A 23,299-nucleotide genomic window follows, 5' to 3' on the forward strand; every position below is an offset into this window, starting at 1 on the left:
ATGCAACGCCTAAAATTTTAATGAATGTCTGCAAGAGATATTTTCCATAATTTAGTTAGATTGGCTTTGCAAAAAGATGGCTGGACAATTACACACGATCCACTGTCTATTGATTTAGCAGATGGACAATTGCAAATTGATCTGGGTGCAGAACGGTTAATTGCTGCCCAAAAACAAGACGAACGGATTGCTGTAGAAATCAAGAGTTTTGTTGCTCCTTCTGCGATTTCTGAGTTTCATACAGCTTTGGGACAATGTTTAAATTATCGAGTAGCACTAAAACTAAAAGAACCAGAGCGAGTTCTCTATTTAGCAGTTCCGCTAGCAACTTATGAAGATTTTTTCTCACGGCAGTTGCCACAACTGAGTATTCATGAATATCAATTGAAACTAGCTAGTATTTGACCCTGAAAATGAGGTAATTGTACAATGGATAAACTAGCGGAGTATAGACAAATCATCCAGCAAGTTTTGACAATTCATGCTCAGATTAAACCTGCCTATGGTGAAATCGAACGACAAACTATTTTTGATGTGCAACAGGATCATTATCAAGTTGTGAATACGGGGTGGGAAAATCGTCGTCGAGTTTATGGCTGTTTAATTCATCTAGATATTCGAGATCGTAAGATTTGGATTCAGTATGATGGGACTGAGATTGGCGTGGCTAATGAATTAATAGAATATGGTATTCCTAAGCAAGATATAGTGCTGGCTTATCAGCCTCCTTATATGCGAAAGCTGACAGAATTTGCAGTGGGATAAAGCAAGCGATCGCACTCTAATTTTTGGGTATGATTTAGAGCGATCGCACAATGGTATGAAAAGCAGCGTTTAGGTAGAGTGAGATTAGATCCCTACTGGCTACTACAATTCAAAACTTAAAGTTTTATTTTGAATTGCTTAGACTTTAGCCAGCGTAACAATTTTTAGGTGAGTCTTGTATTTGCATTGCTGCATTACGTAAGTTATAGCACAATTTTTTCTTTCTGAATTCTGTTTGATAGAGTAAAATTACCAAATGTAACAGTATAATAGATGACAGGTTTTTAAGCTCGACAACAAGATGAGTGTTATCCCGTTTATATTGGATGGTAGTAACAGAACTGTAGTGGAAACTGCGGAAGAGTATGAAAAAGCTGGTGGTCTTGAAGGAAACGTAATATTTATACAGAATCTTGATGCCAAACAAATTCGTAATACAGACTCTAGTAATGTAACTTACGATTTAAAAGTTGGCGATGAATATAGAGATCATAGAGAATCAGGTAAAACTGATTTATTAGATAATGGCAGAATATCTCTACAACCAGGAGCTACTGTAATTATTGAGACGGCCGAAGCGTTTAAATTGCCTAAATGTAGATTTGGTCATATAGTTCCAAAAGTATCTCTTTTACAAGATGGTTTATCTAATACCTCATCAAAAATAGATCCTGGATACGACGGAAAACTTTCGATCACAGTTTTCAATTTAGGCAAAAGAACCGTTAAACTTCAAAAAGGACAAGTATTTTGTACACTCTATATACTTGATGTCCAACAGGGAGCTATTCCATATAAGAAACCTTCTAAAAGAATTGCTGGAAACACTAGAAAGGGTTTATTCAGTGAACTTAGAGATTTTATTGAGACAAATCAGACGTATTTTACTATTATTCTAACTATTGCAACTATACTTTTAACACTAGTTCAAATTTTACAGCCTATTTTACATCAACAAGCAGTACAAACATCTCCTACAGAAAATAGAGATAGAACTAAGTGATTCTTTCTCACCTAGATATATTTATTGCAATTAATTTAATGTGACATTTACTATAATCCATAGCTTTTAAACAGCTTCTTAAAAAGTTTAGATTAACCATTTGAAAATTTTATAACTCAAATGTCTAATTTTGAAATTCAAACCCGAGCGATAGTTACAACATCTGGCTGATCTTGATACTTACCTTGACGTGCCTCATAGTTAACAGCACAAGTTTCTCCTTCCAAAAACATTAACTGTACTATGCCTTCGTTAGCATAAATGCGACAGTCAGCACTAGAAGCGTTGGATAACTCTAAAGTTAAGTAACCACGCCAAGCAGCCTCTGCTGGAGTTACGTTTGCAATTATTCCACAACGAGCATAAGTACTCTTGCCTATACAAATTACTGTGATGTTATTAGGTATTTCTAGCCTTTCAAGGGAAACCCCAAGTCCATAAGAGTGAGATGGAAGAATGAAGTAGCTGCCATTGACATCTGTGTGAAGCTCCGCTGGCATCAAGTTTTCAGGATTAAAATTTTTGGGATCAACCACAGTTCCTGGAATATGCCTAAAGATACGGAAATCTAATGATGATAGGCGTATGTCATAGCCAAAGCTACCAAGACCATACGAAATGACAGGTAATTCCTCACTATGACGGATTAAACTTGGCTCAAAGGGCGATATCATCCCTTTTTCAGCTTTTTTTCTAATCCAGATATCGTTTTTAATCACAGCTTCAAAAACTATTTTACACAGAATTACGATATTAGCAGAAATTGAGTATTTTGTTTAAGGTCGATAACTCCGACGGATTTCTGTAATTTGATCTGCCACATCTAAGAGAGATTTCGGCATTTCTGGCCCTGTGAGAATGATATCGACGTGGGGAGGGCGTTTTGCCAAAAACGCTAAAACTTCCGTTTCAGGAATTAAACCAAAGTTAATCGCTAAACTTAACTCATCTAACACCACGAGAGAATACTTACTCTCACACACAACTTGTTGTGTATACTGCCATAACTTTTGTAAGGCTTGATTTTCTGTATCGTCTAAATGTGGTGTATCGATACAACGAGGCAAATCACACCGAATCCAATCTAAATTTTGTCCTAATTGTATAGGTCGATCTTGTCCTTGGCGAATACCTCCTTTGAGAAACTGCACTATTAATACTGGCGTTCCTTGTCCAGCTATTCTCAGTGATTGAGCCATCACGCTCGTAAAAAAGTTGCGATGGGAGCTAGTGAAAACTTGCACTAGTCCTTCAACTGGATATGGTAGGGTTAGGGTTGAATTGATACTTTGAGTTTCTAGTTGAGCAACCATAACATTAAGTTCAAAAAAAATACAATAAGTAAAGGGTTATTACTGGCAGTGAAACTGACAAATTTGCCTGTATAATCAATCTGTTTTTCACAGGTATGGTGGATTTGGCAAATTGCATTCTTAGTCAAACACTACATTTGTATTGAAGTCAAGAGTTATTTTGATTTACAGCAGATTTCAAGCAAATGAAGTACGTAGACAAAACCCGAAAGCTTGTAAAGACGTTGCATGTAATGTCTCTGGATGTAGTTTATAAAACCGCTAACTGCTGTAAATTTTTGTCTTTTCTCTGAAATGAGTTGTAAAAATGAAAACATAAGAGTTACAGTTCCAATTATTTAAAAAAGCTAGGCAAAACGCCTAAAAATCGCTAAATGTTAGATTTGTCGGTTGTTTGGGCAAAACAGACTTAGCTAGTAGTGAATTTGACAGGATGAGGAGTAAATTGTTGTGAGATTGGTGATTCTGGGAGGTTCAGGATCGGGGAAAAGCACTCAAGCACAAAGGCTTTGCAGATACTTTGATATTCCTCTGATTTCCACAGGTGAGATTTTACGAGAAGCAATATCTAGCAATCAGCCCCTGCCGGAATTTCGATGGTTGGAAGCCGATCCCCGGACTTCTCTTTCGGTTTACGCTAGCTTGAGTGAACTAGGCTACCACGCACGACCCTACATGCAAAAAGGGGAGTTAGTTCCAGACGAAATGATCGTTGAATTGATCCGAATTCGCCTCAGACAACCAGATATTAACTGCGATTGGGTGTTAGAAGGCTATCCCCGTACTGCCTTCCAAGCTGAAGAATTAGATTTTTTATTGGATGATTTAGGGCAAAAGCTAGATTGGGCAATTTATCTCCAAGTTCCAGAAGCAGTGATGGTTAGTCGATCCTTGGGGCGATCGCTACCAGATGACCAAGCAGAAATCGTGCAGCGCCGTGTAGAATTATTCTACGATCGCACCATTCCCATCCTAGAATATTACGACCGTCGTCGCTGTTTATTGACAATCAACGGCGACCAATCACCAGAAATGGTGCAACAAAATATTTTGACTATACTTTCAGTTCCTTGAAGAGTGCTGAGTACTTAGTGCTGTTAGCGGTAGCGGGGCGTTTAGCCCGTGCTGAGTGGGAAAGTTAGGAGTTAGGAGTTAGGAGTTAGGAAGAATTCTTGCCAATCCCCAATGCCCAATCCCCAATGCCCAATCCCCAATGCCCAATCCCCAATGCCCAATAACACTAAGGTAATCTTAAGGCAGTATTGTAAAACTTGAGGCAACTCCAATGGCTTGGCAGCGTCCTGACGGTCGTCTTCCTTACGAACTACGTCCGATCAGCTTTTACCCCAATTTCACCCGCTTTGCCCCCGGTTCTGTTCTTGCAAGATGCGGTGATACGCAAGTACTTTGTACCGTTAGCGTTAATAAGGGAGTTCCAAAGTTTCTCGAAGGAACTGGTAAAGGCTGGTTAACTGCTGAGTACCGAATGCTACCATCTGCTACCCAAAAACGGCAAGAAAGGGAATTATTGAAATTATCTGGACGCACGCAAGAAATTCAACGTCTAATTGGACGTAGCTTACGCGCAGCAGTGGATTTTGAGGCACTGGGAGAACGCACGCTGACTGTGGATGCTGATGTGTTACAAGCAGATGCTGGAACTCGCACAACAGCAATTACAGGCTCGTTTGTGGCGTTGGCTCTTGCAATTTCTAAATTGTTGCAAGAGGGCGTATTGGAGCGATCGCCTTTGTGTGGACAGGTAGCAGCAGTTTCCGTAGGATTACTGAAGGGAGAGCCATTTTTGGATCTAAATTATATCGAAGATATGGCTGCAACAGTAGATTTTAATGTAGTGATGAATCAACATCTGGGAATCATTGAAGTCCAAGGAACAGCCGAAGAAGGCAGCTTTAGCCGCACTCAGTTGGATCAACTGCTAGATGTCGCCCAAAAAGGAATTCAGGAATTGTTAATTGCCCAACGTGAAGCGATCGCAGACTGGGAGGCGTTGTTTGTGATTAATTAGGTTTATTAATTTTTAATAAGAATTAATAAATGTATCCTCTGTGGCGTTAATCAACAAAGTATCAAGTAACTGGATGTAAATAAAAATAATCATGAGAGTGGTTAGTAGTTAGTACGACTCACTACTGACAACTTACGGTTAAAGGTGATAAGGAGGGTCTACATTTTTCCAGTCTACTTAATCCACGATGTTAAATGTTTCAAAAGTTAAAAAGGGAGATTGTAATAAGTTCGGTATTGTATTGCTGGAAGCCAGCAATATGATGATGAAGCCATGAACAAAACCGTTGAAGTTCTACCGGATCAGCCAGCGCTGGTTGCACGAGCGCTAGAATTAATCCTGTCTAAGTTAGAAACTGCTATTGAGCAGCGGGGGCAGTTTACCATCGCCTTATCTGGTGGCAGTACACCTAAACCGTTATACGAAGCGATTGCTACTCAAAAACTGCCTTGGGATAAAATTCATATATTCTGGGGGGATGAGCGTTACGTACCACCAGATCACCCCGATAGCAATGAACTGATGACGCGTCGTGCGTGGCTAGATCGCGTTGATATCCCAGCGGCTAACATTCACCCCGTACCAACTTTAGAAGCCAATCCAGAACTGGCTGCTGCCAAGTATGAACAACAACTCAAAGAATTTTTCAATTCTTCTGGTCTCGAGTTTCCCCCGTTGGATGTAGTATTACTAGGAATGGGTGATGATGCACATACCGCATCTTTGTTTCCCCACACAGAGGCTCTGAAAGTAGGCGATCGCCTCGTCACTGTAGGTAACAAAGACGGAAACCCCAGGATAAGTTTCACATATCCCTTCATCAACTCTGCTCGTAGCGTGATTTTTCTGGTTGCTGGGGCTAATAAACGACCAGCTTTAGCGCAAGTCTTTGCACCTGTAGCTGATGACTTTACTTACCCATCCCGCTTAATTCAGCCCCAAGGAGAACTTTGGTGGCTGCTGGATGCGGCAGCAGGTTTGGAACTTCAACATTGAACAATGGGGCATTGGGAGTGCTAAGTGCTGAGTTAGGAGTTACTATTATTTCCCCTGCTCCCCTGCTCCTCTGCACCCCTGCCCCTCTGCTCTCCTTCCCCGTGTAAGAGTGTCCAATTCATTGTTCGATTAGCAGTAATTGCTAGAATCTAAATCTACGGCCGCCCTCTGCTTGCCAGTCCTAAATATATTTATGATGATCTTGAACAAAGGCTAAATATCGATGATCGTCTGCCCTAATTGCAATCATCCCAACCCTGACGGCGCTGTCCAATGTGAAGCTTGTTATACACCATTACCTGCGACTACTAATTGTCCCAGTTGTGGGGCAACTGTGCAGGCAGATGCTGCATTCTGCGGTCAGTGTGGCTATAACCTTCACTCTGCAGGTGTTCCACACGTTCATACGGCAGTAGCTGCAACAGTAACTCCCGATATTCCCGTGGAAGTGCCAGCGTTAGTTCCACCCGATCCACTGTTAGAACTTTTACAACCAGATGCCTTGGGAATTAGCGGTTCTACTAACTCCCATCGTCCTGAATCATCTTTACCACCAACAGAGGTAGAAGTTCCCCCAGAACCAACGCCACAGGTACCTGTTACAGTAAGCAGCCCCCCAGAACCAGCGTCAACCGTTGTAGCTCAACCCGTAGTCTCTGGACAAAGTAGTATTCCAACTCCACCACCTGTGGAACCAGCACCAGCCTCTGAAGCCGAAGCACCACCGCCAGCAGCACCAACTGCAACTGCTGCCAGAACGCAATTGCAGCAGGTTACAGCACGGTTAATCCACGTTCAAAGCGATCGCTTAATTGAATTACCGCAAAATTTTTCTGTGATTCATATCGGCAAGCCTAATGACCGGATTCCTCCAGATATAGATGTTTCAGGATTTCCCAATTCCGAAATTGTCTCGCGGATTCATGCAGATATTCGCGTCGAGGGAGATGCTCATTATGTAGAGGATGTAGGAAGTTCTAATGGCACTTATATTAATAATTTGCCACTTTTACCAGGGAACCGCCATCGCTTGCGACCAGGCGATCGCATCAGCTTGGGTAAAGGAGACTTGATGACATTCCTCTTTCAGCTTGCTTAACTGATTCTCGATCGATTGTGACATCAGTCTAAGTATTTTCTGCCCATCCTCCGGCATCCATTTTGGAGGAGCAACAAATGAACTGCATCAAACAAGCGACGGATAACTATGTTGTTCTTGAAAAGGCCATAGTTGACAGCCGTCGCTTCGAGGTGCGAATTGTTGCATTGCCCAGCAACTCCATTACCTGAATAATTACACTAGGATGGATGGAAATACACTGCCAATGAGTGACCTATGAGGGAACCAAGTAAAAATTTTGAAACCTTGCTCGCTAAAGAAGCCCCGCCAGTTGTTGAACGCATGGGGCGAACCTGGCTAGTTGCAGCAGCGATCGCAACTGCTTTATTGTGGCAAGTACCAGGAGGGGATTATATCTTATACCCATTTACAATTCTGGCAACTTGGTTTCATGAAATGGGTCACGGTTTAATGGCACTGCTATTAGGGGGACAGTTTCAGAAGTTGCAGATTTTTAGCAATGGTTCTGGTGTCGCAACTTATGGCATCCGGTCGTCGTTGGGGCCAATTGTCCCGGCAATAATCGCCGCAGCCGGGCCAATGGGGCCGCCTCTTGCCGGTGCAGCTTTGATTCTGGCTTCTCGCAGTTTTACAGCAGCAACCCTCTGTTTGAAAATTTTAGGAAGTTTTTTGCTATTGTCCACCTTAATTTGGGTGCGTTCCTGGTTTGGATTGGTGGCAATTCCCTTACTAGGTTTAATAATCTTAGGTATTGCCTTAAGAGCACCTCGCTGGACGCAAGGGTTTGTGATTCAATTTTTGGGTGTACAAGCTTGTGTAAGTACGTACCATCAACTTGATTATCTATTTAGTAGTTCTGCTGGTCCCCTTGGAATTTCTGATACAGCGCAAATGCAGCGATATTTGCTTTTACCTTACTGGTTTTGGGGCGGGTTAATGGCGATCGCATCTCTGGTGATTTTAATCCAAAGTCTCCGTGTTGCTTATCGTTCTGAGTAATGAGTAAGAAGCACCATCAAAAGGCGATTGAATCTTTAGCTCAAAGAATTAGCGAACATCAAGAAAAGATTAAACTAGAATCAGAGAAGAGTTTTCCTGACGAAGGTTTAATTAAGCATTGGTAAAAAGAGATTTGTGCTTTTGACAAGGCAATCCAACAAGCACGTAAAAGATTGGGACAATAACTAAAATATGCAGATTAGCGATCGCCCTCTTGCAATAACCAATTCAACCCTCAGTACCTTGATTGCTGAATTAGGTATAGAATGCCTGAAAGTACAAGCATTCGTTAACCAGTTACAGTTAACTAGTTTAACTGCGAACCAACAAGCTGAAATTCTAGCAGAACTCCTAGCTGGTGTGGTTCATCTGCATAATCATTGTGACGAAGATTTTCAGACGCTAATTAGTGAAGAAATGGAAAAGTTGCCAGATAATGAGGATTAGAGAAGAATTCAGAAGTCAGAATAAAGAGATTTTATCAGTATAATAGCCTGGATATTGTTAAAAAAAATTCGCCGCTAATAACTCTTACCTTCGCGGTTCGATACTCTAAGCATGTCCACCCAACCCATAATTCAAAGCATATACACCGACGGTGCTTGCACCGGTAATCCTGGCCCTGGTGGTTGGGGTGTTGTCGTCTACTTCAGCGACGGCTCAATCCACGAAATGGGTGATGCATCCCCTCATACCACTAATAATAAAATGGAGATGCAAGCTGCAATCGCCGCCCTTGAATTTCTGCAAACATCTCAACAAGCCCAACCCATCACCCTTCATACGGATAGCGAATACCTGATTAACTGCGTTACCAAATGGGTGAAAGGCTGGAAAAATAAAGGCTGGAAAAAGTCAGATGGTAAACCCGTCCAAAACCAAGACCTTTTAGAAATCTTAGATGAACTCAATACCCAACAAGTAAAATGGCAACACGTCCGGGGACATTCTGGTAACATAGGTAACGAACGTTGTGATGCGATCGCTCGCACTTATGCTAGTGGCAAAACCCCTTCCCTACAACAATTATCTTCCACAGATTTTTATAAATCTTTACCTTACAAAAATGAATTAAATGTAGCAAAAGTAGCTGATTATGAAAAAAACTCTAGAATAACTAACCAAAGTCCGCAAGAAATCAGTACTTCTGCACCAGAAATAACCGTTATGGAACTATCAACTGGGCCAACTGCGGCCGTAACCGATGAAAAACCGCCAGAAATGAGGGTTTTGCAACTCCGCAGCTTGGTCGAAACTCTGCGTATAGCTGACGAAATTTCTGAAAAAGGCTACTTAATCACCAGTTCTGAGTTAGCAGACTTGATGGATGTCCACGCCAGCGCTGTCACCAGTCGTGGAGATCAATGGCGCTGGCGAAACTGGATAGTGTCACGGGTACGCCGTGAAGGAAATCAAATTCTTTGGGAATTGGAACGCGGGGATCAAGTAGGAGGGGAAGAGGAGTAGGGAGTGGGCAGAGGGGCAGAGGGGCAGGGGAGACAAGGGGACAAGGGGAATTATTGAACAAGTCTCTCCCTTGTCTCCCCCTTCTTCCTTGTCTCTTCTCCATGCTCAATGCCCAATGCCGAATGCCCCACTATATATACTTGCGTCCTCGCCACTCGCGCGGGGTGCGCAATGCAGATAAAAAGATTCGTAGCACAGCTAAGGGATCAGCCAAAGGAGAAAGCCAGAATAACCAGCTGCCTTTAGCGTTTATGCGATCGTAAGAAGGTGCGATCGCTATTAGCATTGCAAAGCGAATCACCAACAGGAATAAATTCAGTCCCAGCAGCAGGAGTGGGGGAGTGGGCAAATATGAGAGTGTGGGAGAAATCAACAAAAAAGTCAGGACAATTAAAAGGGGTAGACCTTGAACAGATGCGAGTAGCCATAAATCTCCCCACAACTGAGAGCGAGAAGTTGCATCTTTGAGATCGAGACTCCGCCCCCATTCTTTCCACGTCTCCATCGCCCCTTCATACATGCGTACCTTTAATACCTTTGCACCATCTAAAAAACCGACCTTATAACCTTGGATAGCAATATTACGTGCCAACGTGACATCATCACAAAAAGAACTCTTCGCACTGCTATAACCACCTACAGCAGCTAAAACGGAGCGACGACACAAAAAACACTGCCCATTTGCCATTACCCGTTCTGGTTGCTCTGTATTGATCCCCGCTGGGTCAAATCGGTAAAGCAAAGTCATCAACAAAGCCGGTTGTAGCCAACACTCCCCAGGATATTTGAGGATGAACTGGGGTGAAAGAGAAACCAAATCGTAGCCTTGTGCTTCGGCCGTCTTCACCAAACCAGCAACTAAACCAGGATGTGGTTGGATATCAGCATCCAGCCCCAGGAACCACTGACTAGCCTCTGAGCTATATAGAAAACCGTTATGCAACGCCCAAGGACGCCCCACCCAACCAGAGGGTAAGGGATCATCTGTCATCAGGCGAAAGCGCGGATCTTTCTGCTGTGAGGCTTTTACTAAGTCGGGGGTGCCATCACTAGATTTGCTGTCTACAACCATAATTTCCCGAACTTCATAGCTTTGCTGACTTAAACCAGCCAACAGAGGGCTGATGCGAAGTGCTTCGTTCAGTGTGGGAACAACGATGCTAACCCTACCCAAAAGCTCAGGTGTCGGTTGTTGGGGTTCTATTGGAGGATGGCGTCTTGGCCCCTTTAACAGGCGTGAAAACAGAATCGCCGTTGCTGGTACTTGGATAAGTAGCAATAAAAGAGAAATTGTACTTTCCACTATCGAAGCGTTGTCTACTGTTGTCAAAATACTTAACAATTAAAATCGCTACTATACAACATAAATGGGCATGGGGCATGGGGCATTGGGTATTGGTTTATTCCCTTCTCCCTCCCCAATTCTCAGTCCCCAGTCCCCAGTTCCCAGGCTTATTTCAAGGCAACTTCAACCTTTGCTACTGATACTTCTTTGGTTACTGGTTCAACAGTAACTTGAGCAGGTGTGGTTGAACTCCTTGACCACAGCACCACAGCCGGAATCACACCTAGCAATAAGCCGAGTAATACAGGAATGGAGAATCCAGCGGCCAAGCTGAGTCCGGCGGCGAAGGCAAAGTTAGTTAAATAAACGACTAAGGGCAGATTTAGTTGCGATCGCTCTAATTTAATCGAGGTATTTCTCCACAATAATCCTGCCACACTCATAAACAGGGCGCTAGTACCAAACCAACCTACATAGTTCTGGTAAGGTGTTCCAAAGAAAGCTCCTGGTTGTTCCCAATACCAGAAGGGCAGAGAAGATTGACTCATAGCTGGTTCAAGGGCAAAGTCCCAGCAAGTGAAGAGTAAAGCACCAACGGCTATCGCAGCAATATGGCGACCCCAACTGGGTTTTTGAGCCACTTTCAAACCAGTTCTTGCAATTAAGTAAGACGACAGCCCAACATAAAACCAAGATAAAGGAATTGTAAAAGGAACTAGCCCTCCAATCTTATAACCCAAGCCACTCAAGTAGCTATAATCACCAAATGGAAACCCTGTGCTAGTTCCCAGTAGTTCACTCCCCAAAGAGATAAACATAGCTGGTAGCATAAATGCTAGCCAAGTTCCTAAGCCCAACGTCCGGTAGGCATAAATGGAGACAGCTATTGTCCCTAAGATGATATCAACTACACCGCCGCCAGCCATACTTAACTGTATGGCAGTTTCACCTACCTGCGATAAGTTGAAAATTATTTCAGCATTAGGTACTACCAGTAGCATCCCTACCAGTCCAAAGGCTTTTGACGCGATATGACCAATGAGGCATACGCGTTCAGCAATAACAAGTTGTCTCATGATAATTCCTTAACAAGATGTGACACGCGGCTACTAGGCTGCTAACAGTTTACAAATCTTTAATTAATTTGTACCGCAATTCTCGACAAACTTGTTTGGCTTTCTTGGGAATAGCATAAAAGTCTATTGATTGAAGCTATAAAAATATAATGCTAAACTTACTAGTTTAAGCCATATATTCAAAATCTATATAATTTTATCTGTAATAACTTCTGGTTTCTTGTCTCATTGATACCCGTATCGGGAAAAACTCCTTTTATACTGGGATATCGTTAAGGGAGGACAACCATCATAAATTGAGCAAGTCCTCAAGCAAAATAAAGTCTTGAGTTACTACACTTATTTATGCGATAAAACCTTAACCCTGTACTAGAAATATAAACCCATGTCAATTTTGAAAAGAGTTCCTTGGGTGTCCCTGGCGCTAGTACTACTGAGTTACAGTACTTTGGGCTGGGTAATATCTGAAACACATGCTTCTATATTTGTGTGGGTGGCAACTGTAGTTGCTATCTTACTTTTAATTGTAACTTTGACCGCTCCTTGGCCGAAGATGACATATTACTATAGGATTTTGCTTAAATCAAATACCAGGTCTTTCGGCGTTGCCGTCTTTGCAGCTTTCTTGTTCTTTATCATGATTGCCTGGTTTCAGGTATTTCTTGATACCTTACTCATCATTTCAGCGACTATATTAGTCAGAATAGACTTTCAAAGAGCGGGTCTTAAGGAAGTCCTAGCTTTTTCAACTGCCTCTATCTTTTCATTGGGAGGTTTAGCTTTGGGTGCGCTAATCTACAAGTTCATATATTCCCAAATTCCGCTAATGTGATGAAGTATATCCAATAAAGCTAGCGATGCCTGTGCCAACGCTTCATAATCAGTATTGCTTACCCAGAACTTCCTTTTTGGTTCATATTCCCAACTTCTTAAAAAAGTTGTGAATCTTGTTTACTATTTACTTGGGTTCAAAACGCAGGCTGATCGAATAGCAGTAGAGAGAGGAAAAAATCCATAATAAAAATGGATACCCAACTAGTAACAACTGCTTTTGTTGCCGATTCTCCTACTTCCTTTGCTCCCCCTTTAGTAGTTAAACCCCAACTACAGCCAATGACAGCAACCAGCACTCCAAAAATAAATCCTTTTAGCAAAATAATAAACAAATCTGACGGTTCTAAAAAATTTCTGACTGATTCTAAAAATGTTTCGGGAATAATTTGGTAAAACTTTGATGCGGCAAAAACTCCGCCAATGATGCCTGTAACTAAAGCCAAAATCGTCATCAAAGGCACCATCAAACAACAAGCAATTACTCTAGGAAGTACTAGATAATCAATGGGATCGGTTTTGAGCATATAAAGTGCATCAATTTGCTCGGTGACTCGCATTGCACCTATTTCTGCTGCAAAAGCAGAACCTACTTGTCCCGCCATAATGCTAGCGGTCAAAATTGGAGCTAATTCTCTACAAAAAGCTAAGGCAAAAGCACCTCCCACTGTATCGACAGCCCCAAATCGCACTAATTCCCTCGCCGTTTGAATAGTAAAAATCATTCCTGCAAAACCGCTGACAAGGAGAACTGGAGAGATAGAACCTGGCCCAGCGGTAACAAGATGTTGCAAAATCTTGCGATAGTAGGTTTTCCCTTGGAGTAAATGTAGCCACACTTGACCAAAGAGCAGTATTGCTGCAAAACAGCGTGTAATCTCAGATTGCTCAAAATTTGTTTTTGGTTGCAATTTTATCGTCCTTACGACTGACTTTTTTTGCACATTTGTTGTTATATCAATTTTCCAAAATAAGACTACAGATACAAATGGTGGGAACCCAGCCAGATGTAATCTGACTTTCTCAATTAAATAGAGGCACTAAGTGCAGCTTCTTGCAGGATATTACCAATTGGTATTAGGGTATGGTACATGAACAGACGCACTAGTACCGCAAGGCGGAATTCAAAATTCAAAATTTAAAATTAAAACAGGTATACAGTGTAAGCGTTGCATTGATTTGGAATGGTGAGGCAGTCCGGTCTTCTCCCTTGGCGTTAGCCTCTCCCTTTGGGAGAAGGGGAGACGCCAAAGGCGATGGATGGGGGTTCCCCCCATGAGGAACTGCCGTTAGCGCAGCGTTAGCGAGCCTGCGAGCGTCACCCGTTAGCGCAGCGTTAGCGAGTCATCGAGCGTCAGGGGTGGTTTATTTAAGCCGTGTTGTACTAGATGTTTTCCCTCAAAGTAGAGAAAGTGTTTGGGCATGGTTCAATTTAGCTTAGTAAACTTTAGCGGAAAATAGCACATAAAGCAGAGCTTTTTTGCTGCTGCTCTCATGCTTTGTCTGCTATGGAGTTGCAATCTCTGGTCTGTGAAACTAGGAAAAGTAATTGAATCAACTCAAAGGGTTGAAAAATTTAATAATATTTCCAAATAATGTTAAACAATTTTTTATGAGCAGGATTAAATACATAATATTTCTGTTGCTATTAATACTACCTTTCTCAGTGGTACATCCGGCTTTTGCATCTGTATGCCGCAATTATGCTGTCTACGACGGTCTACGCCACCGGGTTTGCATTCTCAGTATCAGCCGAAGTGCCAAAAATTATTGGGAATACAAGGCAATTGTTAGCGTAGATGGCATAAAAAGACCTACAGAGGTTTACAATTGTCGCGAACGAGTCAAGGTTCAACAAGCTGGGACTGTTTTGCCCTTTGAGCAAAAAGGCCCTGGTGAGATGATATGCAGCTTTTTTAATTCTTCTCGGCGGTAAACACGCGCCAGATAATAAAGACGGTAAAACCTAGATAGATAAATACTGTTAGCCATTCTTGCCAGCTACCAAATGCATTGTTCATCAGCAAAAGCCGGAAAATTAATATTTATCAATCCTACACGCTGATGCTACCAGTAGGTTGCTGTATTTTAGGAGATCAAAGAAGACTAGTCAAAAATTCTTAGCTAATTTTCCGGAATAGGTAACAACGGCGTGGTAGTAAATATCAGAGCATCGATATTATACTGAACCTCTATAACTAACCTTCGGGGAATATATCCCCATTGTTTCCGCTCAAAAACCCGGTCATAAAGACCGGGTTTTTGGTATTTATACCAAGTTACAGTTGAGCAAGTCAGAGACAGAGCAATGCCTACGGCTGGCTACGCCAACGCAGCACTTCTTTAAACTGTCTGCGTATCAAATAAAACTATTGTCCAGAAACTTTTAAGAGATTTTATTGGTCTGGTTCTCCAAATTCTGTAAAAATCAACCAATGTCATCTTCTGCTCAAGGTATTCCCGGATTACCCGATTTGACGCATCCGATTGAGCTTGTTCAATTTGGAACCCAGGCGCTTAAAGCTTCACTGTTATTAGTATTTTTGGTCGTAGCTTTGGGAGTTGCGATCGCACTGATCAGTTTTTCTCTGCGTCGCAGCCAGCCGGAACAATTTATATTCATTGGCGAATGGGCTGTTCGTTATTCCCAACTGTTGCGGGGATTACAGCATTTAACTCTAGTATTAGTTCTGTTAATACCGGGATTTTTTCTCTGTTCAACTTTGAGCAATCGTTATCATCACTGGGAACAAACAAGGGTGACTCAAGTAGCTGAAAGTGTCGCAGGTGAAAAGCTCGAACAATCTGCCCCGCAAGTGCGCTACACTACCCAGGAGCCATACTCTTATACCACGCAAGCCAATGGCAAAATAGTCAAAGTCAATGATACGCGAGAGGTTAACCGCTTCTTAACGCTGGGTGGTTCGCAAATTCAAGTCAAGCTAGACCAAAGCGTAGATGTTCCAGGTCGCAGTTCAATTTATCGCGTGGAATACACTGCTGATTATAAAGTAGTTAACCAACTCAAGGATATTAATAATTTCTTTTTTGAAGCACCGCCACCTAACGGCTACACACTGCTTGCTGGCTACAAAGTAGAGCGTAACGGTACTAGGCTACAACAAACCAATCCGGGAGACTATGGTTTTCCCTTCCGGCTGCAACCAGGAGAAGAAACTACCTTTCGAGTCACCTATCAGGCTCAAGGCGGGCCTCGCTGGGTTTATAGCGCCGCAGGACAGTTGCTTTCTAATTTTCGCCTCACAGCAATTGCCAACTTTGCTCCGGCTGATTTTGCTAGTGGTGTTGTACCGAATGAGATTAAAGTTAATGGACGTAGTACTCAGTTTACTTGGAAATTTGACGATAATGTTTCAGTCAAAAATCCATTTGGAGTATTTACTAATACTGACCCCATTCGTCATACTGGCATCATTCCCCGACTTTTGTTACTAGCACCGGCAATATTTTTGTGGTGGATATTGTTGTTATATTTGTCACTGCCAATGAGTTTTAGAAATATTGCGATCGCTGCTAGTATTTTCTTTGCTTGTCTATTGACTTTGACCTATCTAGCTCGCGTTATCAATGCTCAGTTGGCTTGGACTTTAATTTCTATCATTTTACTAATTTTAACATGGGGATTGGGAGCTAGCCGCAGTGCTTCTCTGGCTGCGATCGTCGCCACTATAGCTGGAGCAGTGCTACCTATTTTTGGATTATTAGTACCGTTTAGCGGACTAACTCTTAGTTTAGCGGGTTTGCTTTCAGCGGTTTGGCTAGCAGTTCGTCACTGGTATGGCTGGTACAGTTTGCACCCAGAAGATCAAAGATTGCAGACTCAAAAAAATGCTAAAGATTAGATGATTCCGCTATGATTAGCGAAGTTTTAGCGTGGGGCATTTATGGATAACAATTTACTCGCTTTCTTTGCGGCTGCTGGGTTACTCATTCTTTATCTGATCTTCTCAGCTTTAACTGAAATGGGGACTAAATTGCCTTGGAAGAAATAAGCTGATGGGCTAAAAAGTTTACACTTCTAAACCTCATTGGGCTTGGAAAAAAAAGTAACCATCATTTAGGCTTAGTTAATATACTTATTGTTCGAGAGAGTGCCAAATGCGCGATCCAGAGAAGAACCAAATTAAAGTCGATCCGGCAACCCTCGTTTTGATTGTATCTGTCTTAATACTCTTGCCTCTGCTGGTTGTTGGTTTTTTCTCGCAGTGAACTAGTGAGGAATACTCAATAGATATTTATGAACCCTAAGAACCCCACCCCGCCAAAGCTACGCTTTGTCTCCCCTCCCCTTGCTAAGGGGAGGGGATTAAGGGGTGGGGTGCAATGACTGTGGGAATCATAACTATTATTTAAACACAATACTACATTAGTTAATGCAACGACTGACAATGCGATTGTATTGACCTGCAAAAATTAACCTTGCTCTTTCTTTAATTTTTGGGATAAGTAAAAAGAGTAAGTAAGTGTAAAGTATCAACTTTCCTTTAATTCTTAAATAATGTTAGCGCGATGCCTACGGTGGGCTACACCTACGCTCTTTTTCTCAGGTGCGTTAAGCTACTGTTAACGCACCAAATTATATCAAAACTACTTAGGTAAAACCTGCCGTAGTGCTGCTAAAAGTTGGTCAACACTTTCCTTGCGACTATTAAAGCCCATCAATCCCACGCGCCAAACTTTTCCAGCGAGTTCGCCAAGACCACCGCCAATTTCAATATTATGTTCATTGAGTAACTGCCGAGCGATCGCTTTACCATCTACTCCGGCTGGAATGCGGACAGTGGTAAGCGTTGGCAGTCTATACTCTTGCTCAACGTGCATACTCAGTCCTAAATTCTCTAAACCTTCCCAGAGATATTCTACGTTCTTTTGATGCCGCTGCCAGGAATTTGCTAATCCCTCTTCTGCAAGCAAACGTAGTGCTTCCCGCAATGCATAGTATAAATTAATCGGTGCTGTGTGGTGATAGGTGCGTTCAGCGCTCCAATACTTGCCTAGCAACAACATATCTAAATACCAGTTTGCAACTTTCGTTTGCCGCTGTTGCAATTTCTCAACAGCACGCGCACTCATAGTAAAGGGAGAAGCACCAGGCGGGCAACCTAACCCTTTTTGGCTACAACTATAGGCTAAGTCAACTCCCCAAGCATCCAAAAACAAGGGGACGCCGCCCAAACTTGTCACCGTATCCACTAATAACAAAGTGCCAAATTCACGACACAAATCAGCGACCCCTTCCAACGGTTGACGTGCGCCGGTGGAAGTTTCGGCATGAACTAGAGCTAAGATAGCTGGACGATGAGTTTTTAAGGCAGTTTGGAGTTCATCCAATTTGAAAACTTGTCCCCAAGGTTTGGTAATGGTTCGCACATCAGCGCCATAACGTCCAGCCATATCTACGAGGCGATTACCAAAGTAACCAGCTACACCAATTAAAACTACATCACCGGGTTCTACAGCATTGGCGATGGTTGCTTCCATTGCAGCTGTTCCCGTACCGCTGACTGCAATGGTAAGTGAGTTTTCTGTTTGCCATACGTAGCGTAGCAACGACTGAATTTCATCCATGAGTGCGAGAAAAGCTGGGTCAAGATGCCCAACGGGTGAAGTATTCATCGCTTGGAGAACTGTGGGATGGGCATTAGATGGCCCTGGTCCCAACAGCAGACGGGATGGGATTTCTAGCGGCGTGAGTTGCAAGCGCCCAGAGTCGTTAATTGAAATTGTTTGCGTCATAAATCTCTCTTCATTTAGACGATACTTACCGGATCATATAGGAATCCGATTTGATTCCTGAACTTACTTGTGTAGGGAGGGAACAGGAATCTGGGAATAGGGCATTGCAGAACAGTGGCATGAATTGAGGCAAGCAGGGGAAGCAGGGAGAAATTTTTGGAAGTTGCTAAATCATCCCGCAAATATGCAACGCCGGGATGTAGATGTGTACTGAGTTTTTTTTATCAAAGGTTTCAGCTACTTTCTATGCCCAAAATTTCTAAATTCCCATTAATTAAACTGGTGGATTTACCGAGGGAAAGGATTTATTTTATTCCTACATTGAAAGCAACTACCATCAATGACCTGCAAAAAGTTTCATTTTTGCTCAATATCAGGGATTTACTATTGGACAATTATGATAAAGCATAGTAGCAATAAAAACTTTACTATAAACAAAATATCTAACAGCATTAATATTAAACCAACTTTAGACTTGTATCCTACTCGCCTAGTTTTTATTGACCCACAGGTTGATGACTACCAAAGTCTGGTAATGGGTGTATTACCAGATACCTTAGTTGCAGTCTTAGATGCCAACCAAGATGGTATTGAGCAAATTAGTCAAGTGCTGGAGTCTCATCAGAGGGTCAATAGTCTGCACATTGTTTCCCACGGCGCACCTGGGTGCATCTATTTGGGCAACAGTCAACTCAACAACGAAACGCTCAATGGTTACGCAGCCCAACTTATGGGTTGGGCAAATGCTTTGAGTGAAGATGCACAACTACTGCTGTATGGTTGCAAGGTCGCTCAAACCGAGCCAGGTGTATTGTTTATACGCTGTCTGAGCGAATTGACAGGTGCAGTAGTAGCGGCCTCTGATGACTTGACAGGGAGTGCTGTATTAGGTGGTGACTGGGAACTGGAGGTTTGTACAGCGCCTATTGTTCCTCGTTTAGCGTTTGGGCAAGAAGTAATAACAGCTTACGCTTCAATTCTACCTGTAGTTCTCGATGGCAGCTTTGATAGTGATGGCAAGGTCACTACTGATATTGGTACTAATAGCACTGACACTGGTAGAAGCATTGTCATACAAGACGATGGCAAGATTCTGGTAGCGGGAGTGAGTAATAGTAACTTTGCTGTGGTACGTTACAACAGCAATGGTAGTCTCGACACCAGCTTTGATAGTGATGGCAAAGTCACTACTAACTTGGGCAGTACTGACATCGCCTACAGCATTGCCCTGCAAGACGATGGCAAGATTCTGGTGGCGGGAGTGAGTAATAGTAACTTTGCTGTGGTACGTTACAACAGCAATGGTAGTCTCGACACCAGCTTTGATAGTGATGGCAAAGTCACTACTAACTTGGGCAGTACTGACATCGCCTACAGCATTGCCCTGCAAGACGATGGCAAGATTCTGGTGGCGGGAGTGAGTAGTAGTAACTTTGCTGTGGTACGTTATGACAGCAATGGTAGTCTCGACACCAGCTTTGGTAGTGCTGGCAAGGTTATTACTGATATTGGTACTAATACCACAGACACTGCCTACAGCGTTAGCGTGCAAGCTGACGGCAAAATTATTGTGGCAGGAGTGAGTAGCAGTAACTTTGCTGTGGTACGTTACGACAGCAATGGTAGTCTCGACACCAGCTTTGGTAGTGCTGGCAAGGTCATTACTAACTTGGGCGGTACTGACACCGCCTACAGCGTTAGCGTGCAAGCTAATGGCAAAATTATTGTGGCGGGTTCGAGTAGCAATAACTTTGCTTTAGTACGTTACAACAGCAATGGTACTCTTGACACTGATTTCAACACTACTGGCATCATCACTACTGATATCGGCACAAATACTACTGATAATGCCTACGCTCTCACCCAACATAATGGTACGATAATAGTCGCGGGAGTAAGCGCCAATAACTTTGCTGTGGCACGCTACAGGGTTAACCAAAATCCAGTGATAGTGAAGGAAATCGCAGACAAAGAAACTCCACAAGACATAAATTTCAACTTCACAATCTCAGATAGCTTCCAAGATCAAGATCCTGGAGACATTCTCACCTACACTGCCACTCTCGAAAACGGTGACTCTTTACCTAGTTGGTTAAGCTTCAATGCTGCTACCAAAACCTTCAGTGGTACTCCCTTGAATGCAAATGTCGGTAGCCTGAACATTAAAGTTACTGCCACGGATACTTATCTTGCTAAAGTCAGTGATGTTTTTGTACTCACTGTTAAGAATACCAATGATCCGCCAGAGGTATTTCAGGCGATCGCAGACAAAGAAGCAACAGAAGACACGGGTTTCAATTTCACTTTCTCAGAAGATACCTTCATTGATATCGATGCTGGCGATAGCCTCACCTACACTGCCACTCTCAAAAACGGCGATCTTCTACCCAGTTGGTTAAGCTTCAATGCTGCGACCAAAACCTTGAGTGGCACTCCCTTAAATGCGGACGTGAGTAACCTCAACATTAAAGTTACTGCTAGGGATATTTTTGGGGTTGAAGTCAGTGATGATTTTGCACTCACTGTTAAGAACATTAACGATGCACCAGAGGTAGTTGAGGCGATCGCTAATTTAAAGGTAGTCATAAATACGCAGTTTAATTTCACTATCCCAGAAAATACTTTCATTGATATCGATGCTGGCGATAGCCTCACCTACACTGCTACTCTCGAAAACGGCGATCCACTTCCCAGTTGGCTAACTTTTAATTCTGCTACCCATAATTTTAGTGGTACTCCTACGGTAGAGAATTTGGGTAATCAGAATATCAAAGTCACAGTCAAGGATCTTTCTGGGGATGAAGTCAGTGATGTGTTTGTATTGACAGTTGCTAAGTTCAATAGTGCACCAATTGTAGATCGAGCGATCGCTGACCAAAAAGCTACAGCAAAAACTACCTTCAACTTCACCATTCCTGAAAACACTTTTAGCGATGTGGATCTTGAAGATACCCTAACCTATACTGCTACCTTAGACAATGGCGATCCACTACCTAGTTGGTTAAGCTTCAATGCTAATGAGCTTACCTTCAGCGGCACTCCTACGAATGATAATGTGGGTAGCTTGAACATTAAAGTCACCGCAACAGATCCGGCTTTTGCTGAAATTAGTGATGTATTTGCACTCACAATTGCTAAAGCCAACAATCCACCAATTGTAGATCGGGCGATCGCTGATCAAAAAGTTACGGCAGAAACTACCTTTAATTTCACCATCCCTGAAAACACCTTTAGGGATGTAGATATTGAAGATACCTTGATCTACACTGCTAGCTTAGACAACGGCGACCCACTACCCAGTTGGTTAAGCTTCAATCCTAATAAGCGTACTTTCAGCGGCGTTCCTACGAATAATAACTTGGGTAGCTTGAACATCAAAGTTACCGCCAAAGATTCGGTTGGGGCTGAAATTAGTGATGTATTTGCACTCACCGTTGCTCAAGTGATTACCGCTGAGACTCAATCAACCAGCCTACTCACAAGAATTACAGGTGATATCTTTACGATAAAAAATCAAGTTAACGGTGAAAAAGCCAAACTCTCAGTCAAGATTAAAAGCAATACCTCTGAAGAAGTCAATGAACTGGGTGTATTTGTCGTTGACGATGCAGAAGGTAGGATTAACGGCGTAGCCCCTGGTGGTGCAAATTACACCGAACTAGCTCTCCAACGAGCAATGGTGCTTCTTTCATCTCTTGCAAAACTACCTAATGGTTTTAATTCCACTGACCTAAGCAGGCTACTGGAATTCAACTCTCAGAGCAACCTAAGATTTTATTTAATCCGTAGCAGCACTACTCAGGCGGTGCTATCTGGACAAACTTCGTTTTCTCAGGTGCTTTTTTCCTCGGATACGAATGTGGATGATAAAGGATTCTCTCTCAACTTTCAGAATTTGGTTGTCAAGATTGCAGCAACAGAGCAAGACCCACCTCTAGGTACTGGTCTTCAAGGAAAATATGAACCTGAACTGATTGATTTACGAGATGTGACACAATTGGTGAAAGCCGAATTTGTGGTTCATAGAGAAGCAGCTTTTAATAACTTTGTCGGCTTTTATCAGATAACTGATGAGAATGGTGGCATCGATACCAATGGCGATGGTACAGCAGATGTGCTTGTTGGACAGGCTGGTTATACTCAAGCTGCTATTAGTAATCGTGTCGCTGGTATTGATTTGAGTGTGGCTAACGAAGGTACAGCAAGTTTTACAGGTACTTTTCAACCTGGTGCTATTTTTGTCCCATTTATCATTGTTAATGCCGGGACTGATGCAATTCTTGATAGCAATACTAATAACGATCCGGCAGTTTACTTCTCCTTCTTGGGCGCTAACACTGACAAAGCAGATCATATTCGCCTGTTAGGGAATAACGCTTTTGGCTTTGAGGATTTGGCAAATGGTGGCGATCGAGATTACAACGATTTGATTGTCCGAGTTAATTTGAGTATCGCCTAGTACCGCAAGGCGGAAGTTAAAAGTCACGCATTCAAAAGTCACGCATAATTATATTCCGAGCTTCTTGCGCCATTTGAAATGGTATGTTTATTTACGCCATACTGTACTAGTCTGAAGTGACTTGGTATAGGTGTAATATAGCCTGTAAGCTTTATTGAGCAATGAATACAAGCTTTTTTTCTGAAAAAGTCAAATATGAGTCATAAACAGCGATCGCATCACCGATGTTGGAGTGAAT

The 23,299-nt window shown here is 42.5% G+C and carries 20 protein-coding genes and 1 pseudogene; 15 read left to right on the forward strand and 6 right to left on the reverse strand.

Going from position 1 to position 23,299, the window contains the following annotated elements; all coding sequences use genetic code 11:
- The first annotated feature begins 24 nt into the window (after window positions 1-24).
- The 3 genes and pseudogenes from HWQ40_RS32640 (at window position 25) to HWQ40_RS32650 (ending at window position 1,768) form a co-directional block, all read left to right on the forward strand.
- Window positions 25-442: pseudogene (locus HWQ40_RS32640) on the forward strand (XisH family protein).
- Window positions 430-765, forward strand: coding sequence for a XisI protein (locus HWQ40_RS32645; protein ID WP_292786144.1), 336 nt, complete (start codon window positions 430-432; stop codon window positions 763-765). Before HWQ40_RS32640 ends, HWQ40_RS32645 begins: the two are co-directional and overlap by 13 nt.
- Before the next feature lie 346 nt (window positions 766-1,111).
- Window positions 1,112-1,768, forward strand: coding sequence for a hypothetical protein (locus HWQ40_RS32650; protein WP_292786146.1), 657 nt, complete (start codon window positions 1,112-1,114; stop codon window positions 1,766-1,768).
- Window positions 1,769-1,905: 137 nt separating this feature from the next.
- On the opposite strand, the gene dcd is transcribed toward HWQ40_RS32650, so the two are convergent.
- Both dcd and HWQ40_RS32660 read right to left on the reverse strand, forming a co-directional pair.
- The gene (gene dcd, locus HWQ40_RS32655) at window positions 1,906-2,487 is read right to left on the reverse strand and encodes a dCTP deaminase (RefSeq protein WP_292786147.1); all 582 of its coding nucleotides are present in this window, start codon (window positions 2,485-2,487) and stop codon (window positions 1,906-1,908) included.
- Between the two features lie 57 nt (window positions 2,488-2,544).
- Complete coding sequence (locus tag HWQ40_RS32660) at window positions 2,545-3,081, reverse strand: P-loop NTPase family protein (RefSeq protein WP_289800078.1); 537 nt, start codon at window positions 3,079-3,081, stop codon at window positions 2,545-2,547.
- 450 nt (window positions 3,082-3,531) lie between these two features.
- Here HWQ40_RS32660 and HWQ40_RS32665 point away from each other — a divergent pair, with 450 nt between their 5' ends.
- The 8 genes from HWQ40_RS32665 to rnhA all read left to right on the forward strand — a co-directional run bounded on the left by HWQ40_RS32665 (window position 3,532) and on the right by rnhA (window position 9,653).
- Entirely contained in the window at window positions 3,532-4,155 is a 624-nt protein-coding gene (locus tag HWQ40_RS32665; protein ID WP_292786148.1) for a nucleoside monophosphate kinase, read from the forward strand.
- A 211-nt stretch (window positions 4,156-4,366) separates the two neighbouring features.
- Window positions 4,367-5,110, forward strand: coding sequence for a ribonuclease PH (rph, locus tag HWQ40_RS32670; RefSeq protein WP_292786150.1), 744 nt, complete (start codon window positions 4,367-4,369; stop codon window positions 5,108-5,110).
- Window positions 5,111-5,383: 273 nt separating this feature from the next.
- Window positions 5,384-6,106, forward strand: coding sequence for a 6-phosphogluconolactonase (pgl, locus tag HWQ40_RS32675; protein WP_292786152.1), 723 nt, complete (start codon window positions 5,384-5,386; stop codon window positions 6,104-6,106).
- Between the two features lie 223 nt (window positions 6,107-6,329).
- Entirely contained in the window at window positions 6,330-7,205 is an 876-nt protein-coding gene (locus HWQ40_RS32680) for an FHA domain-containing protein (RefSeq protein ID WP_292786153.1), read from the forward strand.
- A 237-nt stretch (window positions 7,206-7,442) separates the two neighbouring features.
- Window positions 7,443-8,186: a M50 family metallopeptidase gene (locus tag HWQ40_RS32685; RefSeq protein ID WP_292786155.1), complete on the forward strand. Its 744-nt coding sequence runs from the start codon at window positions 7,443-7,445 to the stop codon at window positions 8,184-8,186.
- Complete coding sequence (locus HWQ40_RS32690; protein ID WP_292786156.1) at window positions 8,186-8,311, forward strand: hypothetical protein; 126 nt, start codon at window positions 8,186-8,188, stop codon at window positions 8,309-8,311. The genes HWQ40_RS32685 and HWQ40_RS32690 overlap by 1 nt, the downstream gene beginning before the upstream one ends.
- A gap of 67 nt (window positions 8,312-8,378) precedes the next feature.
- Window positions 8,379-8,633, forward strand: a complete 255-nt coding sequence (locus HWQ40_RS32695; RefSeq protein ID WP_292786157.1) for a hypothetical protein — start codon at window positions 8,379-8,381, stop codon at window positions 8,631-8,633.
- 111 nt (window positions 8,634-8,744) lie between these two features.
- On the forward strand, window positions 8,745-9,653 hold the full coding sequence (gene rnhA / locus HWQ40_RS32700) for a ribonuclease HI (RefSeq protein WP_292786158.1): 909 nt from the start codon (window positions 8,745-8,747) through the stop codon (window positions 9,651-9,653).
- 130 nt (window positions 9,654-9,783) lie between these two features.
- On the opposite strand, the gene cruG is transcribed toward rnhA, so the two are convergent.
- Together cruG and cruF are read right to left on the reverse strand one after the other, a co-directional pair.
- The gene (gene cruG, locus HWQ40_RS32705) at window positions 9,784-10,983 is read right to left on the reverse strand and encodes a 2'-O-glycosyltransferase CruG (RefSeq protein WP_292786160.1); all 1,200 of its coding nucleotides are present in this window, start codon (window positions 10,981-10,983) and stop codon (window positions 9,784-9,786) included.
- Between the two features lie 122 nt (window positions 10,984-11,105).
- Window positions 11,106-12,014 (reverse strand): gamma-carotene 1'-hydroxylase CruF, encoded by a 909-nt coding sequence (gene cruF, locus HWQ40_RS32710; protein WP_292786162.1) that lies wholly within the window; start codon window positions 12,012-12,014, stop codon window positions 11,106-11,108.
- Between the two features lie 385 nt (window positions 12,015-12,399).
- Between cruF and HWQ40_RS32715 the strand changes: the two genes are divergently transcribed.
- Window positions 12,400-12,846, forward strand: coding sequence for a hypothetical protein (locus tag HWQ40_RS32715; RefSeq protein ID WP_292786165.1), 447 nt, complete (start codon window positions 12,400-12,402; stop codon window positions 12,844-12,846).
- Window positions 12,847-12,982: 136 nt separating this feature from the next.
- Here HWQ40_RS32715 and HWQ40_RS32720 read toward each other — a convergent pair whose 3' ends face one another.
- Window positions 12,983-13,756 (reverse strand): MlaE family lipid ABC transporter permease subunit, encoded by a 774-nt coding sequence (locus HWQ40_RS32720; protein ID WP_292786166.1) that lies wholly within the window; start codon window positions 13,754-13,756, stop codon window positions 12,983-12,985.
- A 701-nt stretch (window positions 13,757-14,457) separates the two neighbouring features.
- On the opposite strand from HWQ40_RS32720, the gene HWQ40_RS32725 reads away from it, so the two are divergent.
- A complete protein-coding gene (locus HWQ40_RS32725) occupies window positions 14,458-14,781 on the forward strand; it encodes a hypothetical protein (RefSeq protein ID WP_292786167.1) in 324 nt (107 codons plus the stop codon).
- 499 nt (window positions 14,782-15,280) lie between these two features.
- Window positions 15,281-16,708, forward strand: a complete 1,428-nt coding sequence (locus HWQ40_RS32730) for a hypothetical protein (RefSeq protein ID WP_292786169.1) — start codon at window positions 15,281-15,283, stop codon at window positions 16,706-16,708.
- Between the two features lie 745 nt (window positions 16,709-17,453).
- Here the strand turns inward: HWQ40_RS32730 and HWQ40_RS32735 are convergent.
- A complete protein-coding gene (locus HWQ40_RS32735) occupies window positions 17,454-18,602 on the reverse strand; it encodes an alanine--glyoxylate aminotransferase family protein (RefSeq protein WP_292786170.1) in 1,149 nt (382 codons plus the stop codon).
- Window positions 18,603-18,999: 397 nt separating this feature from the next.
- On the opposite strand from HWQ40_RS32735, the gene HWQ40_RS32740 reads away from it, so the two are divergent.
- Window positions 19,000-23,061, forward strand: a complete 4,062-nt coding sequence (locus tag HWQ40_RS32740) for a putative Ig domain-containing protein (RefSeq protein WP_292786171.1) — start codon at window positions 19,000-19,002, stop codon at window positions 23,059-23,061.
- Window positions 23,062-23,299 lie beyond the last annotated feature (238 nt).

The sequence above is a fragment of the Nostoc sp. NMS9 genome (assembly GCF_017114995.1).
Classification (GTDB): Bacteria; Cyanobacteriota; Cyanobacteriia; order Cyanobacteriales; family Nostocaceae; genus Nostoc.